The 16,133-nt window shown below is 68.2% G+C and carries 11 protein-coding genes and 1 pseudogene; 2 read left to right on the top strand and 10 right to left on the bottom strand.

Annotated elements, in window-relative coordinates; all coding sequences use genetic code 11:
• Positions 1 to 247: 247 nt before the first annotated feature.
• The 7 genes from F8M74_RS29175 to aroF form a co-directional block, all read right to left on the bottom strand.
• Positions 248 to 4,783: a CARDB domain-containing protein gene (locus F8M74_RS29175; RefSeq protein WP_216620562.1), complete on the bottom strand. Its 4,536-nt coding sequence runs from the start codon at positions 4,781 to 4,783 to the stop codon at positions 248 to 250.
• Positions 4,784 to 4,914: 131 nt separating this feature from the next.
• A complete protein-coding gene (gene trpA / locus F8M74_RS29170; RefSeq protein WP_141257210.1) occupies positions 4,915 to 5,706 on the bottom strand; it encodes a tryptophan synthase subunit alpha in 792 nt (263 codons plus the stop codon).
• Positions 5,703 to 6,908 carry a tryptophan synthase subunit beta gene (gene trpB, locus F8M74_RS29165; protein WP_141257211.1) on the bottom strand — a complete coding sequence of 402 codons (1,206 nt, stop codon included), beginning with the start codon at positions 6,906 to 6,908 and terminating at the stop codon, positions 5,703 to 5,705. Before trpB ends, trpA begins: the two co-directional genes overlap by 4 nt.
• A 5-nt stretch (positions 6,909 to 6,913) precedes the next feature.
• The gene (locus tag F8M74_RS29160) at positions 6,914 to 7,552 is read right to left on the bottom strand and encodes a phosphoribosylanthranilate isomerase (RefSeq protein WP_141257212.1); all 639 of its coding nucleotides are present in this window, start codon (positions 7,550 to 7,552) and stop codon (positions 6,914 to 6,916) included.
• On the bottom strand, positions 7,549 to 8,337 hold the full coding sequence (locus F8M74_RS29155) for an indole-3-glycerol phosphate synthase TrpC (RefSeq protein ID WP_141257213.1): 789 nt from the start codon (positions 8,335 to 8,337) through the stop codon (positions 7,549 to 7,551). Before F8M74_RS29155 ends, F8M74_RS29160 begins: the two co-directional genes overlap by 4 nt.
• Entirely contained in the window at positions 8,334 to 9,350 is a 1,017-nt protein-coding gene (gene trpD, locus F8M74_RS29150; RefSeq protein WP_141257214.1) for an anthranilate phosphoribosyltransferase, read from the bottom strand. The genes F8M74_RS29155 and trpD overlap by 4 nt, the downstream gene beginning before the upstream one ends.
• 3 nt (positions 9,351 to 9,353) lie before the next feature.
• Positions 9,354 to 10,379 (bottom strand): 3-deoxy-7-phosphoheptulonate synthase, encoded by a 1,026-nt coding sequence (aroF, locus tag F8M74_RS29145; protein ID WP_090492163.1) that lies wholly within the window; start codon positions 10,377 to 10,379, stop codon positions 9,354 to 9,356.
• A 206-nt stretch (positions 10,380 to 10,585) separates the two neighbouring features.
• Here aroF and F8M74_RS29140 point away from each other — a divergent pair, with 206 nt between their 5' ends.
• Both F8M74_RS29140 and F8M74_RS29135 read left to right on the top strand, forming a co-directional pair.
• A complete protein-coding gene (locus F8M74_RS29140) occupies positions 10,586 to 11,836 on the top strand; it encodes an NAD(P)/FAD-dependent oxidoreductase (RefSeq protein ID WP_141257215.1) in 1,251 nt (416 codons plus the stop codon).
• A gap of 75 nt (positions 11,837 to 11,911) precedes the next feature.
• Entirely contained in the window at positions 11,912 to 12,889 is a 978-nt protein-coding gene (locus F8M74_RS29135; RefSeq protein ID WP_171410440.1) for a sigma-70 family RNA polymerase sigma factor, read from the top strand.
• Between the two features lie 325 nt (positions 12,890 to 13,214).
• Here F8M74_RS29135 and F8M74_RS29125 read toward each other — a convergent pair whose 3' ends face one another.
• The 3 genes and pseudogenes from F8M74_RS29125 to F8M74_RS38170 all read right to left on the bottom strand — a co-directional run.
• Positions 13,215 to 14,093 (bottom strand): alpha/beta hydrolase, encoded by an 879-nt coding sequence (locus tag F8M74_RS29125; RefSeq protein ID WP_141257217.1) that lies wholly within the window; start codon positions 14,091 to 14,093, stop codon positions 13,215 to 13,217.
• A 202-nt stretch (positions 14,094 to 14,295) separates the two neighbouring features.
• A complete protein-coding gene (nhaA, locus tag F8M74_RS29120) occupies positions 14,296 to 15,708 on the bottom strand; it encodes a Na+/H+ antiporter NhaA (protein WP_141257218.1) in 1,413 nt (470 codons plus the stop codon).
• 173 nt (positions 15,709 to 15,881) lie between these two features.
• A pseudogene (locus F8M74_RS38170) lies at positions 15,882 to 16,133 on the bottom strand (hypothetical protein); the annotation flags it as partial.

Below are 16,133 nucleotides of genomic sequence, written 5' to 3'. Positions count from 1 at the left end.
GGCGTGTCAGGGAATGTCTTGGGAGCGGCGGGAGGATGGCCCGGGGGGCTTGTTCTTGTCTGGAACTCCCAGCCGGATGGGCACGTGACGGCAGGAGTCACTGACGCCGAGGACGGAACGCGGCAACGCGGGTGTGTAAGAATTGCAGGCAGGTGGCTGGCATTTTTTCTGGAATGCATGCGACCTCGAAACAAGGCCCGGCCGAACGTCGATGCGCTCGGCCGGGCCCGTTCTCAGACCACGACGACTACGGCATCACCGCGATGAACCGGTCCGCGAGGACGTTGTTGTCCTCGCGCAGTTCCTCGAGGTTCTGCCATGGGTCGACGAGGGCGCCCAGGTAGAAGAACCCAGTGGGGCCAGAATCCGGAGGCGTGTTGACCGTCACCTGCGTGTTGCGCGTGACGCACTGCCCGGCGTACAGAGATTGCACGGTCATCGCTCCAATCTGGCTCTGACTGTCGGGGGGGACGCCCGGCCAGCTTTGATAGGGGAATTCGAGCGTGTTGTTGCTCGACAGGTACAGCGCCACATCCATGGAGGCGTGGGTGGGCGCGGTGCCATGGTTGCAGACCTGCACGGTGGCGGTGAAGGTTGTTCCCGTTCTTACGGAGGTGGGGCCGGAGACGGAGGTGACGACCAGGTCTGGCTGGTTGCCCACTCCCATGAGTCCGCTGACGAAGATGTTGTTGTCTTCGCGCAGCTCGGCCTGCGCCTGGTTCGAGTCAATGACCGCGCCCAGATACAGCGGGTGATGGAGCTCGGCCTCCTCGGGCAGTTCCACCCACGCGAGGACGGGCTCTGTGGTGCATTGTCCCGGATTCAGGGGCTGCACGTTCCAGGCGCCGATGAGCGCTTGCGTGCGCGGGTAGGGGAAACCTGGTGCATTCCACTGAGGCATCTCGACCTGGGCCCGGGTGGAGAAGTACAGGTCCAACTGCACGCTGCCCGATGCCCGGGTGCCCTGATTGCAGACCGTCACCGAGGCAGTGAAGTTGCCAGTGCGTTCCACGCTGACGGGCGCTTGCACCGCGGTGACAATCAGGTCGGGACCGGCGCCAACACCCATGATGTCACCGACGAAGGTGTTGTTGTCCTCGCGCAGCTCACCAGCGAGCAGGTCCGGATTGATGGCCGCGCCGAGATACAAGGGCTGTTCGGGCTGGGCCAGGACAGGAAGGTTCGACCAGGAGGGCACCTGCAGCGTGATGCAATCGTCGATACCCAAGGCGGGGACTCCGAACTCGCCGGCGTACGCCTGGCTGGCGGGTATCGGGATTCCCGGGCCGTACCGTTCGGGCATGGCCATGCTTGCTTCGGTGGAGAGGTGGACCTCCAGTTCCGTGGGATAGGATTCAGACGTGCCTTGATTGCAGACGGTGACCGTGGCGGTGAACGCGGCGGTGGCTTCGACGCTCGCGGGGCCCGTGAGTGACGTGATGACCAGGTCGGACGCATAGCCCACGCCCATGCGACCGCTCATGAAGATGTTGTTGTCTTCACGCAGCTCCTCCTGGGATTGCATCCCATCGACCAGGGCACCCAGGTAGAGTTTCTGGTCAGGGGCTGTCGCGGGCGGCGGCGTCAGTGTTGCGACAGCGCTTCCCGTGAAGCACCTCCCTGGATTCAGGAAGGGGACACTCAGCTCGCCAATGGAGTGCTGTGTCGGTGGCAGTGGATTGCCGGGGCCACTCCAGCGCGGCATGACGAGCGTCTCTTCCGTGGAGAGGTGGAACTCCACGAGGGTGCTGTCCGAGTGCTCTGTCCCCTGATTGCAAACCGTGACGGTCGGGTGGAACGTCGCGAACGGCCCTACATTCGGGGGCGCCTGCACCGCCGTGATGACAAGGTCAGGGCCATCACCGACGCCGATGATTCCGCTCACGAAGGTGTTGTTGTCCTCGCGCAGTTCCTCGCTGTTGCCCCATCCGTCGATGATGGCGCCCAGGTACAAGGGCTGGGCAAACAGTGCGTCGGGTGGCAACTGTGTAGAGGCCTGGATGGATTGGGAAATGCAGTGGCCCGCGTCCAGGTGTGGCACTGGGATGTTGCCGATGGGGGTCTGGGTGACGGGCAGGGGGGAGCCCGAACCGGACCACCGTGGCATTTCCAACGTGGGCAGGGTCGAAAAGTGCAGTTCCAGGTCGGAGGAGCTCGCGTATTCGGTGCCCTGGTTGCAGACCGTCACGGTTGCGGTGAAGGCACTGTGGATTCGCGCGCTTGTCGGAGCGTTGATGGCGGTGACGACGAGGTCCGCCTTGTTTCCTACGCCGATGCGGCCGCGCACGAAGGCGTTGTTCTCCTCGCGAAGCTCCTCGATGGAGTCGTTCGCATCGATGATGGCGCCCAGGTAGATGGCCTCGCGGTGCGAGCCGGGCGGGATGTAGGCCGCGCCAGTCACTTGCCCTGTGAAGCAGTGCCCGACGTGCAGGGTGGGGATGCTCACGTCGCCCACGGGCGTTTGACTCCATGGGAACGGAGTTCCTTGCCCGCTCCAATCTGGAAGCACCAGGTGGGGTTCGGTGGACAGATACACCTGCGCCATCGTGGGCCCGGAAGAATAGGTGCCCTGGTTGCAGACGGTCAGGGTAGTCGTGAAGAGGGTGCTGTTGCGCACGCTGGCGGGACCATCGATGGCAGTGACCACCAGGTCAGGACGGTTGCCCAGGCCCATGAAGTCTCCGACGAAGGTGTTGTTGTCTTCGCGGAGTTCCTCGTCCTGCGCGTGTGGGTCGATGATGGCTCCAAGATTGAACGCCTTGTCGATGTACTCCGCGGGGAAGCTCATCGCGGTAGCAAGGGTGGAGATCGTCCTGCACTCGCCCACATCCAGCGATGGCACCTGCTGCATCCCAATGGAGAACGCCGTATGCGGGTCGGCGTTGTAAGGTGAGCCCCCCTGAATCGGGGCATTCAGGAAGGCATGCGCAGCCAGGTAGAACTCCACCTGGGTGTTCTGTGAGGCCACGGTGCCCTGGTTGCAGATGCGGGCGGTGACAGGCACGTCGCCAGGCATGCTGCTGGCGGGGCCCTTCACGGAGGTGATGGCCAGGTCCGGCCTGTTGCCGAGACCCATTTGCTCACCGACAAAGACATTGTTGTCCTCGCGAAGCTCCACGATGTTCGACCCGGGGTCGACAATGGCGCCCACGTAGAATGCTTGGAGTTGGGGTGGCGCACCAGGGGGACGGGCCAGGGTGATGGGCTCCTCGCGTGTGACGCAACGCCCTGCTTCGACGGCGGAGATGCCGAATCCGCCGACCTTGAGCTGGGTCCCGTGCAGCGGTCCCTCCATGGCAGGCGAGTCCAGCGTCGGCACCATGGACAGGTAGATATCCACCGCGACCGCCGAGGCAGAGACGGTCCCCTCGTTGCATACGGTGATGCTGACAGGGGCCCAAGATGCCGAAGGGGACACGCTGGCCGGAGCACGAACCGCGGTCACCACGAGGTCCGGGCGCGCCCCTGCACCGATGAGCCCCTGGGTGAAGGCGTTATTGTTCTCACGCAGTTCAGGGATGTCTTGCGTAGAATCGATGATGGCGGCCAGGAAGAGGGTGCCATCCTGGGGCGCGCCGGCTGGGAACGTCGCGGCGCCCTGGACATTACGAGTGATGCAAATGCCAGGGTTCAGGAGGGGCACATCCGTTTGGCCTACCATTGCCTGTCCAGGCGGCGGTGGGCTGCCGCTGCCAGGCATGGTGACGTTGCCATCCACGGAGAGGTACAGCTCGAGCGAGCTGGGATTCGCGGGCAGCGTGCCGTGGTTGCAGACCCTCACGGAGGCGCCAAGCAGGTCACCGCTCCGGATGCTGGTGGGGGCGTGCACCGAGGTGACGACGAGGTCCGGTCCCGCTCCCATGGCGACGAGGTCACCCACGAAGACGTTGTTGTCCTCGTTCAGTTCCGTGGAGAACTCGGGCGTATCGGCGATGGCGCCCAGGTAGAGCGGCTGACCGGGTATCGCGTCGGGCGGCGATATCACCGGGAAAGAGGCGTGGCGGATGGCACAGTGACCCGGGGGCAGTTCGGGCACCTCCACCGTTCCCTGTGAGGCCTGATTCGTGGGTGGAGGTCCGCCCGTCGTTGGAAGTGACAGCGTGCCGTTCGTGGAGAGGTACAGCTCCACGATGGTGTCGTCCGACACGTTGGTGCCTTGGTTGCACACCTTGAGCGTCGACGCGACCGTCCCGCTGTTCGTGACGCTCGTGGGGCCACGAAGCTCCGTGACGACGAGGTCCGGCCGGTTCCCGATGCCCAGCGCGGTCACCGCGGTGTTGTTGGCCTCGTCCAGTTCGACGAGGGTCTGGTGCACGTCGGTGATGGCTCCCAGGTAGTAGATGCCATCCGTTTGGGGACCCGGCGGCGTAGCGGAGCCGGTGAAGGCTCGCGTCTCGCAGTGGCCGGCCGCCAGCGCGCTGACCTCCAGCGTGGCGAGGAGCACCTGGTCCGTCGGGGGTGGCAAGTTCGGGTCGGGCCAGGAGAGCGTGCCATCCGTGGACAGGTACAAGTCCATCTGGATGGGACCTATGGGGCTCTGCGCGGGCGCTGTGCCTTCGTTGCAGACCTTCACGATGGTCGTGAAGGGCTCACCGAACCGAATACTGCTGGGGCCTCGTAGCTCTCGAATCACGAGGTCGGGGCCAAAGCCCCGGCCTTGCGACTGATTCCTGAGCTGCTCGGGCTCGGTGGGAGCCGCGTTGCCCCCACATCCCGTTCCTGCCAACAAACCTGCTGTCAGCAGGAACGTCCTGCTCCAAGACGGCCTTCGCCGTTGCTGCATATTGCCTCCGGAGGAATGTCCTCGCGCAAATGCCCGCCTGATGCGGGCACATGCGGAGAGCCGGAGTGCTTATACGGGGTGTGGGATTATCCCTGAATTTTCAGCGTGAAGAGAGCATTTGCAGCCGTGCCTCAGCGCCGCAGCCCGCGCTTGATGTCGGCGCAAATGGCCTTCGCCGCCTCGGGGCCTTCTGCGTGCGCGGCACGCACCAGCGCGCTGCCCACCACGACGCCATCCGCATGGGCAGACAGCACGCGTGCCTGTTCCGCCGTGGAGATGCCAAAGCCTGCCACCACGGGGACGGGCGCGGCCTTGCGCACCAAGTCCAATCGCTGTGAAAGGTCTGGCGGCAGCTCCGTGCGCACGCCCGTCACGCCCGACACGGACACACAATAGACAAAGCCACGGCCTTCCTTCGCGATGGCCTGCGCCCGCGCCGGGGGCGTGGTGGGTGCGCACAGGGGAATCAGGTCGAGGCCCTCCGCGTCGAACGTGGCGCGCAGGCTCGCGCTCTCCTCGGGCGGCAGGTCGGGGAGGATGGTTCCAGACACGCCGCGCTCGCGTGCGAGCTTCGCGTAACGCGCCTCGCCCATGGCCATGATGACGTTGACGTACGTCATGATGACCAGCGGCGTCTGGGGACATCGCTTGCGTACCGCCGGAACCACCTCGTCCAGCACGCGCTTGAGCGTGGAGCCGGCCTTGAGCGCTCGCTCCGCCGCGCCCTGGATGACGGGGCCGTCGGCGATGGGGTCGCTGAACGCCACGCCAATCTCCAGCACGTCCGCGCCGCCCTCGACCAGCGCGGCGAACACGTCCACCGAGCGGGGCAGGTCCGGGTCGCCCGCCATGGCATAGGTCACCAGTACGCCTTCGCCCCGTGCCTTCGCCCGGGCGAAAGTCTGTGCAATCTCGCCGCTCATGCCTTCACCCCCACCGGCGGAGGCACGCCCCGCGCGGAAATCGTGGCTACGTCCTTGTCTCCGCGGCCCGAGCAATTGATGACCAGGTGCTTGCCCGCCCCCAGCTCGCGCGCCAGCTCCCGGCCGCGCGCGAAGGCGTGGGACGTCTCCAGCGCGGGGAGGATGCCCTCCAGGCGCGCCACCTCGTAGAAGGCCGACAGCGCCTCGTCATCCGTGGCGATGCGGACCTCCATGCGGCCCGTCTTCGCCAGGTGCGCCAGCTCCGGGCCCACGCCGGGATAGTCCAGCCCCGCGGAGATGCTGTGCGCCTCCTGAATCTGGCCGTCCTCGTCCTGGAGCACCAGCGAGCGCGAGCCGTGCAGCACGCCCTCCGTCCCCAGCGTCAGCGAAGCGCCGTGCTGCTTCGTATGCAGGCCGTGGCCTCCCGCCTCCACGCCCACCAGTCGCACACTGGCGTCACCAATGAACGGGTGCAGCACGCCAATGGCATTCGAGCCGCCCCCCACGCACGCGATGATGGCATCCGGCAGGCCGCCAAAGGCAGCCTGGGCCTGCGTCCGCAGCTCGCGGCCGATGACGGCCTGGAAGTCGCGCACCACCGTCGGATACGGATGCGGCCCCGCCGCGCTGCCGATGACGTAGTGCGTGTCCGACACCTGCGACACCCAGGTGCGCATGGCCTCGTTCATCGCGTCCTTCAGCGTGCGCGAGCCGGACTCCACCGGCCGTACCACCGCGCCCAGCGCGCGCATGCGGAAGACGTTGAGCGCCTGCCGCTCCACGTCCAGCGCGCCCATGTACACCTCGCAGGGCAGGCCGAAGAGCGCGCACGCGGTGGCGGTGGCGACGCCGTGCTGGCCCGCGCCCGTCTCCGCGATGATGCGCTTCTTGCCCATCCGCTTGGCGAGCAGCACCTGACCCACGGTGTTGTTGATTTTGTGCGCGCCGGTGTGCGCCAGGTCCTCGCGCTTGAGCCACACATTCGCGCCGCCCCAGGCTTCCGTGAGGCGCCGGGCGGGCGTCAGTGTGGTGGGGCGGCCCACGTACTCGCGCAGCACGCGGGCGATCTCCTCGCCGAAGGCCGGGTCCGCGCTCGCCGCGGCATAGGCCTCTTCCAGTTCCTGCAGCGCGGGAACCAGTGTCTCCGGAACGTAGCGTCCGCCGTAGCGCCCGAAGCGGCCGGCGGCAGTCTCCGTCGTCATGTCTGTCACTCCCAGAGGTTGATGGACTTCGCGGCGCGCACGAAGGCGCGCACCGCTTCCACGTCCTTGATGCCAGGGGCGGATTCCACGCCGCTGGCCACATCCACGCCGTACGGCCGCGTCGCGCGCACCGCCTCGGCCACGTTGGAGGGCCGCAGGCCTCCCGCCACCAGCACGGGCACGCCACTTCCCGCCAGCCCCGCGACGAGCGACCAGTCGAAGCCCACGCCGCCGCCGCCATACCCCGGGGCTGCGCCGTCCAGCAGCAGCCCCGCGACGTCCCCTACGCCCACATACGTCCGGGCCCGGGCCACGTCTTCCGGACCGGTGACTCGCAGGGCCTTGATGACAGGCACCCCGTACCCCGAACAGGCCTCCGGGGGCTCGTCCCCATGGAGCTGCACGGCCGTGAGGCCACAAGCGCGCACCGTCTCCCGGATGGTGTCCGGCGCCGCGTTGACGAACACGCCCAGCACCGTGCCCAGGGGCGGCCGCGTACGGGCCAGGGCCGCCGCCGTGGGGAGGTCCAGGTAGCGGGGGGACTTCGGGTAGAAGTTGAGGCCCAGCGCATCCACGCCCGCCTCCCACGCGGCCACCGCGTCGGACAGGCGCGTAACGCCGCACACCTTCACGCGGACACTCATGGCGCCGCGTCCTTCACCCCGAGCAGCCTCCGCAGCGCGTGTCCGGGGTCGGGCTCTCGAAGCAGGGACTCGCCCACCAGGACGGCGTCCGCTCCCGCTTCCTGCGCCGCCACCAGGTCCGCCAGGGACTTGAGGCCACTCTCCGCCACCAGCACCCGGGCCCGGGAGCGCAGCTTCGGCATCACCCGCAGGGCCGTGCCCGTGTCCGTCTTCAGCGTGGCGAGGTTGCGGTTGTTGATGCCCACCAGCTTCGCGCCCGCTGCCAGCGCTCGCTCGGCGTGCGCCTCCGTGTGGGCTTCCACGAGCGCGGCCACGCCCACCGCTTTCGCCGTGGCGACCATCTCCCGCAGTTCGCCATCCTCCAGCGCGTCGGCGATGAGCAGCACCGCGTCCGCGCCCCACATCGCGCTCTCCTCCACCTCGCGCGCCGCCACGAGGAAGTCCTTGCGCAGCACGGGCAGCGACACCGCCGCCCGCACGGCCACGAGGTCCTCCAAACCGCCGCCGAAGTCCGGCCCATCCGTCAGCACGCTGATGGCGCTGGCGCCCGCGGCTTCATAGGCCCGGGCCACCGCCACCATGTCGGTGTGGGGAAAGTCCCCGCCCGAAGGGCTCTTGCGCTTCACTTCCGCGATGACGCTCAGTCGCCGCCCGGAGCGGTGGGTCACCAGCCCCTGGGCGAAGTCGCGGGGCGTGGGCCGGGTGCGAGGTGCCATGGGCGGACGCGCTGCAAGTTCCTGGCGTTTGCGCGCCATGATGCGGTCCAACGTTCCTGTCGTGCTCATGACGTGGCCCCCTCGATGAGGGCCGACAGCTTGTTGCGGGCCGCGCCCGAGTCGATGGCCTGCTCCGCCTTCCGCACGCCGTCACGCAGGTCCGCCGCCAGTCCCACGACGACGAGCGCCGCCGCCGCGTTGAGCAGCACCGCCGTGCGCAGCCCCGAGCGCTCACCGTCCAGCAGCGCGCGCAGCCGCTGGGCGTTCTCCTCCGCGTCGCCACCCGCGATGGCCTCGCGAGGCACCACGTCCAGCCCCGCGTCCTGGGGCGACACCGTGAAGGTGTGGACCGTGCCGTCCTCGCGCAGCTCCGCGACCTGCGTGGCGCTGCACGGGGAGATTTCATCCAGCCCGTCATGGCCGTGCACCACCCACGCGCGGCGGCTGCCGAGCCGGCCCAGCACGCGCGCCGTCTGCTCCACGCGCTTGCCGTCGAACGTCCCCAGGAGCTGGTAGCGCGCGCCCGCCGGGTTCGTCAGCGGCCCCAGCAGGTTGAACACGCTGTGGAACCCCATGTCCCGCCGCGCCTGCGCCACGTGCCGCAGGGCCCCGTGGTGCGAGGGCGCGAAGAGGAAGCCCACGCCATGTTCGTCGATGTCCCGCGCCACGCGCTCGTGCGGACGCTCCATGGAGACGCCCAGCGCCGCCAGCACGTCCGCGCTGCCACAGCGGCTGGAGACCGCGCGGTTGCCGTGCTTGGCCACCGTCACTCCGGCCCCGGCGGCCACGAAGGCCACCGCGGTGGAGATGTTGAAGGTGTGCGCGCCGTCGCCACCGGTGCCGCAGGTGTCGAGCACCACGTCGGCACGCGGGGACAGCTTCGCCGCGCAGGCCCGCATGGCCTCCGCCGCGCCGAGGATTTCATCCTCCGTCTCACCCTTCATCTTCAGCGCTGTCGCCAGCGCGCCAACCTGGGCAGGCGAAGCCTCCCCGGCGAGCATCAGACCCATGACGCGGGTCATCTCCTCGCGGGTGAGGTCGCGCCGGCCCACCACCTTGCCCAGCGCTTCCTTGAGTGTCATGGCCTATCCCAGCCTGACCACTTCGCGGCCCATCGCCTGGGCGATGGCGCGGACCTCGTTCATGGACTTCTCGAACTCGGAGAAGTCCAGCGACTGGGCACCGTCCGACTTCGCGCGCGGCGGGTCAGGGTGCACCTCGACGATGATGCCGTCCGCCCCCACCGCCGTCGCCGCGCGCATCATCGCCGGCACCGCCTTGCGCACGCCGATGCCGTGCGACGGGTCCACGAAGACGGGCAGGTGCGAGAGCGCCTTCAGCATGGGCACCGCGTTGAGGTCCAGCGTGTTGCGCGTCATCGTCTCGAAGGTGCGGATGCCGCGCTCGCAGAGGATGACCTGCGTGTTGCCGCGGGCGACGATGTACTCGGCCGCCATCAGCAGTTCCTTGATGGTGGCGCTCATGCCGCGCTTGAGCATCACCGGCTTGCGCAGGTCCCCCACGGCCTCCAGCAGGCTGAAGTTCTGCATGTTGCGCGCGCCAATCTGGAGGATGTCCGTGGCGTCGGCGACGGCCTGGAGCGTCGCGGTGTCCTTCACCTCGGTGGTGACGAGCAGGCCCGTCTCCTGGCGCGCCTCGGCCAGCAGCGCCAGGCCGTCACCCTTGAGGCCCTGGAACTCATAGGGGCTGGTGCGCGGCTTGAACGCACCGCCACGCAGCATGGTGGCACCCGCCTTCTTCACCGCGTGGGCGGTGGAGAGAATCTGCTCGCGCGACTCCACCGAGCACGGGCCGGCGATGACGTGGAAGGCGGAGCCGCCAATCGTCAGGTCGCCGATGCGCAGCTGCGTGTCGTCCGGCTTCACCTCGCGGCTGACGAGCTTGAACGGCTGGGAGATGGCCACGGCGTCAGCGACGCCAGGGAGCACGCGGAAGGGCTCCGGTTCCACCGCGCCCGGGTTTCCGGTGATGCCAACGGCCGTGCGAGTGCCCCCTGGAATCGCGTGCGGTTGCCAACCACGGCGGCGGATCTCGTCGTTCACACGCTCGATGTCCTGGGCCGTCGCGTCGGGTCGCATCACGATCAACATGGGGCTGCCTGCTTTCTCTCGCTCCGAGGGGTGTTGTGGGCCGGGAGCATTCCGGCGCTTGGTTGCACAGGTGGGACGGGCAATAGCCGGTGTTTCTGCATCAAGTGTCTGTTGCCCGCAACCGCTTCCGAGTCTCCCTTGCGCCTCCCACGCTTATCAAGCGAGCGTGGGCGCTTTTCTTGAGCAGGAAGTGTGGAGGAGCGTGCGTGCCGAATCCGGAGGTCATCGTCGTCGGGGCGGGGCTCGCAGGGTTGGCGTGCGCGCGGGCGCTCGTCGCGTCACGGGTGAAGGTGTTGTTGCTAGAGGGAAGTGACGCACCGGGGGGCAGGGTTCGCACGGACGTCCATGAGGGCTTCCTGCTAGACAGAGGCTTCCAGGTGTACCTGTCCGCATATCCGGAGGGCCGGCGCACGTTGGACCTGGAGGCGCTGACGTTGCGCAGGTTCGTCCCTGGCGCGAAGGTGTGGCGGGGTGGCAAGTTGCACACGGTTGCGGACCCGCTGCGCCGCCCCATGGAGGCGCTCGGGCACCTGTTTGCTCCCGTGGGGACGTTTGGGGACAAGCTGCGCATCCTGGAACTGAGGCAGCTGGCGCTCTCCGGTGAAGTGGAGGACGTGTGGCAGCGGCCGTCACGCACGTCGCGGCGCTACCTGGACGAGCTGGGCTTCACGGAGGCTTTGCGTGAGTCGTTCCTGCGTCCCTTCTTCGCCGGCATCTTCCTAGAGCGGGAGCTGACCACGTCCAGCCGCTTCCTGGAGTTCGTCTTCCGCATGTTCTCATCCGGATACGCGGCGGTTCCGGAGTCGGGGATGGGCGCCATTCCAGAGCAACTGTCGGCACGCCTTCCGTCGGGACTGCTGCGGATGCGCGCGCCGGTGGCGGACGTGTGGGGACACCGCGTGCGCCTGGCGGATGGAGAGATGATTGGCGCCAAGGCGGTGGTGGTGGCCACGGACCCCGCGAGCGCGGTGGGGCTGTTGCCGGGCATGGTGCCACCGGTGATGAACCGGGTGACGTGCCTCTACTTCGCCGCGCCGGAGCCGCCCGTGGAAGGACCCTGGCTGCTGCTCAATGGCGAGGGCCGGGGCCGGGTGAACAACGTGGCGGTGATGAGCGAGGTGTCACCGGCGTATGCGCCGCGGGGGCAGGCGCTCGTGTCCGTGTCCGTTGTCGGCGTCACGCCGGACCTGGCCACGCTGCAAGCCGAGGTGCTCGCGGAGCTGACGAACTGGTTCGGCCCGGCCGTGTCCGCATGGCGGCACCTGCGCACCTATGCGATTCCGCTCGCGCTGCCCGCGCAGCCTCCGGAGGTGTTGGAGCCGCCTCGCCGGCCGGTGCGGCTGTCACCGGGACTCTTCGTGTGTGGAGACCACCGTGACAATGCCTCCATCGACGGCGCGCTGGTGTCGGGCCGCCGCGCCGCGGAGGCCGTCCTGAGAGAGTTGGAACGCGAATGAGACACCACATGGCCGAGGATGTCCTGGTGGGGTGGGGGTAGGACCCAGGTCCTGGGCCTGATAGACCGCCCGTTGATGAAGGACCTTCCGGATTCTGGGAAGCAGGTATTCGGCTTCGAGGCGCACCGCTCGGCGCTCATGGGCCATTGCTATCGCATGCTGGGTTCTGTCTCGGAGGCGGATGACGCCGTCCAGGAGACGATGGTGCGCGCCTGGCGCGCGATGGACCGGTTCGAGGGCCGTGCGTCTCCACGGACCTGGCTGTACTCCATCGCCACCCGCGTGTGCCTGGACGCCTTGTCGGCGAGCGGGCGCCGCGCGCGGCCGATGGAGCTGGGGCCCGCGTACTCCATCGACGGGCCGCTGACGCCGCTGCCGGCGAAGAGCTGGATTGAGCCCATTCCGGACGCGCTGGCGGTGCCGTCGGACGTGGACCCCTCCGAGCAGGCGTCGCTGCGTCAGAGCATCCGGCTCGCGTTCCTCGCGGCGCTTCAACACCTGCCCCCCAAGCAGCGCGCGGTGCTGCTGCTGGCCGAGGTCCTGGGCTGGCCAGCCACGGAGATCGCCGAGACGCTGGAGACGTCGGTCGCCTCGGTCAATAGCGCGCTCCAGCGTGCCCGGGCGACTGTGTCGGACCTGCGGCTGGAAGACTCCGAGTTCCGGGTGCCTCAGTCCGACGCGCAGGTGGCGTTGTTGAATCGTTACGTGGATGCGTTCGAGCGCTACGACATGGACGCCTTCACCGCGATTCTCCACGAGGAAGTCACCCTCTCCATGCCCCCCTACACGCTGTGGCTCCAGGGGCACGAGTCCATTCTTGGCTGGTTTCTCGGGCGAGGGGCGGTCTGCAGGGACTCCCGGCTGGTGAGGACCGAGGCCTGTGGCTCACCGGCCTATGGCCAGTACCACGCGAGCAGTGACGGCGGGCCCTTCAAGCCGTGGTCGCTCATCGTCCTGGAGCTGTCCGGTGGACGCATCGCGGCGATGACCCATTTCCTCGATACGGAGGCGTTGTTCCCGCGGTTCGGCCTTCCCGGGGAGCTCCCTCGGTAGGCGGGGGCGGAGAATCTTTCTGAAAAAGGACCGGTCAGCCGTCCCCGTAAGCTTTTCCTCAACCTGCCCGTGGCCGACCTGAAGCGGTCGGTGGACTTCTTCACGAAGCTGGGCTTCGAGTTCAACAAGGACTTCACCGACGAGCACGCCACCTGCGTGGTGGTGGGCGAGGACGCGTTCGTGATGCTCCTCACGCATGCCCGCTTCAAGGACTTCATCAAGAAACCCCTGCACGATGCGATGCAGAGCACCGCCGGCACCTATGCGCTGTCCGCCACCAGCCGCGTGGATGCCCAGGGCTTCCGCGCGGCGCGTGGGCGCTGTGTCAGGGCGCGCGTTCGGCGGCCACCACGGGAGGCAGCCACTTGCGCAGCACGCCAGGCGAGCTCTCCCGGTAGATGTTGTCGTGGCGCAAGTCGGGCCGGGGTTCGACTTCCCACTTCAGGCCCGCGGGCGCGCTGGTTCGGAGGACGTCCTGGAGCCTCGCCACGGCGGGGACGATGTCGTCCGTTTCATTGGCGGAGGACACATAAAGTTCCGCGCGCAGGTCCGGCCGCGCCGCGAACCATTCACCCGCCCCCTTCACCAACGACTCCGCGTTCCACCACAGGCTGGGGCTCAGCGCGAGGTAGGTGTCGAACAGGTCCGGCTGGAGGAAGAACGTCTCCACGATGAAGTAGCCCGCGAGTGACTCGCCGATGATGGCCCGCTCCTGCGTCACCCGGTAGCGGCGCTCCACCTCTGGCATCAACTCTTCGTGGATGAAGGCTCGGAACGTCGCCGAGCCTCCCGTGACGGGGGCGACCTCCAGGTCCGACGCCACCGTGGTCGGGCCCGTCATGTCCCGCCGCCGCACGGTGTTTTCGATTCCCACGATGATGAGGGGCCGCAGTTCGCCCGCGCGGATGGCCGTGTCGACGGTGGTGGCCAGGTGCGGGAAGTCCTCCTTGAGGCCGCCATCGGGCATGTAGAGCACTGGGAAGCGGCTCTCCGCCGACGTGGTGTAGCCCGGCGGCAAGTAGACGGTGATGTGGCGGGGCTCCTTCAGCTTCGCGGACTCGATGGTGAACGTCTGGTGGGGAGGCACGGGCTCGGTCAAGGCGGGCCGGGTGCTCGCGCACGCGCCTCCCAGGACGAGCAACAACAGCCCCATGCATTTCATCGATGTTCGCATCACTTGCTCCCGCAGTGTTCGACGAGCCATCGAGGCTCGTGACCGGGATAGTGCCCGAGCCCTGGATGCGTCGCCAGGAGGCGCCCAAGTGAGCGAACTCGGGCCAGCTCACCTCGATGATGACTCCAGCGACATCGGTGGGGAACCGGAAGCCCACCTGCGTCCCCGTGACGTCGTTGGCGTCATGGACGTGGCGTCGTGGCGCGTGGCGGACACCTGGGGCTGGGCGGCGTTACAGCGCCGTCGAACGCTCCGCCTCGTCCACGGACCTCGCGGCGCCGGGCCGCGCCGAAGTGGTGAGCAACCACCGTCCCAGGACGAGTGCGATGACGGCGGCGGCCCCGCTCGCGGCCAGCACCCCCAGCTTCCCTGCGGCGAGCAGCTTCGTCTCCGTGAAGGCCAGCTGTGCGATGAACAGGGCCATGGTGAAGCCGATGCCCGCGGTGCTTCCCAGCACCAGCAGCTCCCTCATGCCCAGGCCCTTCGGCAACGTCGCGAGCCGCAGGCGCAGTGCGAGCCAGCAGGCGCCAATCACGCCCAGGGGCTTGCCCACCAGGAGCCCGGTGGCTGTCGCGAGGGCCACGGTCCACGACGCCGCATCAAGCGGCTCACTGGAAATCGACACCCCCGCGTTCGCGAGCGCGAACACCGGCATGATGCCGAATGCCACCCACGGATGCAGCGTGGCAATCAGGCTCTCCGAAGGCGACATGGCCTCACGGCGCGCGGCATCGACCCGGCGCAAGGTCTCCGAGAGGTGATGGGAGGACAGCTCGCCCGGCTGCGCCTGGGCGATGTGTTCGAGTTCGGTCCGAGCGCCGGTGACGAATCCTTCCGGACCGAGCCAGGTGCGCACCGGCGTGATGAGCCCGATGATGACGCCCGCGATCGTCGGATGAATCCCCGCGGAGTAGACGCCCGCCCAGGCGACGAACGCTGGAACGACGTAGGCCCACTTCGAGCGCACGGCAAACCGTTGCATCGCGAAGACACCCACGATTCCCAGCGCCGCGACGAGCAGCCCGGTGACGGCCACGCCCGATGAGTAGAACACCGCGATGACGATGATGGCGCCCAGGTCGTCGATGACCGCGAGCGCGAGCAGGAGCACGCGCAGGGCGGGGGGCACCCGGCTTCCGAGGAGCGTGAGGATTCCCACCGCGAACGCGATGTCCGTGGCCATGGGCACGCCCCACCCCGAGCGGGTGTCCGGGGTATCCGCCAGGAGGAGGTACAAGCCCGCCGGAACGAGCATGCCCCCCAGCGCCGCCGCTGCGGGGAGCGCGGCGCGCCGCAACTCTGACAGCTCGCCTTGATAGACCTCGCGGCGAATCTCCATGCCCACGACGAAGAAGAAGATGGCCATCAAGCCGTCGTTGACGACCCATTCGAGGCTGCGCTCGAAGGTGAAGTCACCGACGCGGATGCCGAGTGGCGTGTGCCAGAAGTGCGCGTAGCTCTCCGCCCAGGGCGAGTTCGCCCACAGAAGCGCGATGGCCGCCGCCACGAGGAGCAGGATGCCACTGGCCGCTTCGACATGGAGGAAGCGCTCCAGCGGCCGGCCTGCGAGCCTGGAGAGTCGAAGCAGTGGGGCCCAGGCCTCGGGCGGAAGGGGCGGCTGCCCCTGTGGCGTGGTCGTCGACATACGCTGGTCCCGCCGGCTGCGTTGCCGGCTGGGATGGCGGCCCGACCATCCGAGTTCCTGCGGCGTTCATCGCCGCACCCTTCCACTTCGAACCCAGATTCACATGGCGCGCGGCCTCCGTCGAGTGTTGTCGACGTGCGCGCGGGCCATGGGCTTGCCCCCTTGGTGCCGCCTCAGCGTGTCTGGAGCGCCGCTGCCGTCACCACCATGCCGGGGATGCAGTAGGCGCACTGGCCCGCCTGCTCGGCCACGAAGCGCCTGCGCCTCCCTGAAGACGGTGGACCCCGCAGCGTATCGCACGCATGCCCTGTCCCGGAGGAGATGTGGCCTGGCGTGGCGATATCCCGCCACCGGGTTGCCATGCCGTGAAGCAGTGCACATCCCGGTGAGGGCGGGTGCAGCGCGGGTAATGGATGCTGGTGGAT

Source organism: Myxococcus sp. CA023, assembly GCF_010998615.1.
Taxonomy (GTDB): Bacteria; Myxococcota; Myxococcia; order Myxococcales; family Myxococcaceae; genus Myxococcus.
The sequence above is the reverse complement of the archived record's forward strand: the minus strand, read 5'-3'. Positions and strand labels throughout refer to the sequence as shown.

What these genes read in the sequence shown, in the direction of transcription:
- F8M74_RS29175 (WP_216620562.1), bottom strand. Translation starts at nt 4,783, where the DNA reads ATGCAGCAACGGCGAAGGCCGTCTTGGAGCAGGACGTTCCTGCTGACA.
- trpA (WP_141257210.1), bottom strand. Translation starts at nt 5,706, where the DNA reads ATGAGCGGCGAGATTGCACAGACTTTCGCCCGGGCGAAGGCACGGGGC.
- trpB (WP_141257211.1), bottom strand. Translation starts at nt 6,908, where the DNA reads ATGACGACGGAGACTGCCGCCGGCCGCTTCGGGCGCTACGGCGGACGC.
- F8M74_RS29160 (WP_141257212.1), bottom strand. Translation starts at nt 7,552, where the DNA reads ATGAGTGTCCGCGTGAAGGTGTGCGGCGTTACGCGCCTGTCCGACGCG.
- F8M74_RS29155 (WP_141257213.1), bottom strand. Translation starts at nt 8,337, where the DNA reads ATGAGCACGACAGGAACGTTGGACCGCATCATGGCGCGCAAACGCCAG.
- trpD (WP_141257214.1), bottom strand. Translation starts at nt 9,350, where the DNA reads ATGACACTCAAGGAAGCGCTGGGCAAGGTGGTGGGCCGGCGCGACCTC.
- aroF (WP_090492163.1), bottom strand. Translation starts at nt 10,379, where the DNA reads ATGTTGATCGTGATGCGACCCGACGCGACGGCCCAGGACATCGAGCGT.
- F8M74_RS29135 (WP_171410440.1), top strand. Translation starts at nt 11,912, where the DNA reads ATGAAGGACCTTCCGGATTCTGGGAAGCAGGTATTCGGCTTCGAGGCG.
- F8M74_RS29125 (WP_141257217.1), bottom strand. Translation starts at nt 14,093, where the DNA reads ATGGCTCGTCGAACACTGCGGGAGCAAGTGATGCGAACATCGATGAAA.
- nhaA (WP_141257218.1), bottom strand. Translation starts at nt 15,708, where the DNA reads ATGTCGACGACCACGCCACAGGGGCAGCCGCCCCTTCCGCCCGAGGCC.